This window comes from Desulfuromonas sp. CSMB_57 (genome assembly GCF_020194955.2).
Taxonomy (GTDB): Bacteria; Desulfobacterota; Desulfuromonadia; order Desulfuromonadales; family Syntrophotaleaceae; genus JAFCIY02.
On the sequence record NZ_JAFCIY020000091.1, the window covers coordinates 1 to 1124 of the forward strand.

At 40.9% G+C, this 1124-nt stretch carries 1 protein-coding gene and 1 pseudogene; both read right to left on the reverse strand.

Going from position 1 to position 1124, the window contains the following annotated elements:
- Positions 1–192: 192 nt before the first annotated feature.
- Entirely contained in the window at positions 193–690 is a 498-nt protein-coding gene (locus tag JQN68_RS14485; RefSeq protein WP_225073942.1) for a hypothetical protein, read from the reverse strand.
- Between the two features lie 285 nt (positions 691–975).
- Positions 976–1124 (reverse strand): annotated as a pseudogene (locus JQN68_RS14900) (RHS repeat-associated core domain-containing protein); the annotation flags it as partial.

Here is a 1124-nt window from a genome sequence, read left to right on the forward strand (position 1 = left end):
ATACCGCCCGCCCGCAACAGGAGAACGCCCACGGCATCGTCATACAATCAGCGGTGAATTGTCAAAGCACGGATCCGCCTGACCGGAAAAACGGCTCAAGGCGGTGGCGTCACAGACACAGTGTCTCTCGAAAATGGCGCCGTGAGCATAACTCAAAGGGTGCAAACTGGCCTCTCACTGATCCAGGGAGATTTAACTATTTTGCCATTCAAGCCTACGCTTTTTTGCCATTGCATCCACTTTGATAAATACATCAAAACTACCATTAAGAACATCTTCTGCATATTTTTTCATATCATTAATTATACTTTCAATCAAATCATCATATGATGAATATTTGTACATATCAATACCATCTATACTTTCAGACTTTTTGAACTTAACTATATATCTTAGGTCAATACAGTTAAGTGGAATTTCAGATGATACCGGACCTGTGTCTTCAATGATATTTCCATCAATCAAACGATATAAATACACGATTATGTCATCTTCTCTAATTTCATAGTTTATTGATATTCCAGTTGTATCGTTTTTCATTTTTAGAATACAATATTCTTTCTCAATAATATTTGAAAACAAATGAAACCCATATTCTTTTATTAAAAATTCAAAACTGTCTTTGAGTTTTTTTGCCATTACTCTTGTATTCATATTAGTAACCACGCAATCTAATAGTTGGATATCCACATGTTATGATTGCTTCTTGTTCTACCCGATAGAATGGACTAGGTATCGCTCGCCCATCAGGGCCAATATCATATATATCATATCCCCGTTTAATTTTGGATTTTATCCATCTTTTGTTTCTCGCAATTGCAGCAGCCTCTTCGGATGGAGTCAACCTCCTTCCATTGGGCAATTTTTCTTCCATGTTTGATACTTTTTGGCATTTATGCCTTGTAAACGCAAATCTTTTACGGCTTTATTCACTCGCCCCATTCCTTCACCCACCACAATTGCTTTCCTCGGACACCCCGCCAACCCCAGCGGATCCACCCACTGCATGGGGTCATGCACATAGCCGTGGGTCCGTAATCCGCCTTCCAGGCCTATCGGGTCCGGGCTCAGATACTGCCCGCTGTCCGGATCATAGTACCGGTGCAGGTTGTAGTAAAGCCCGC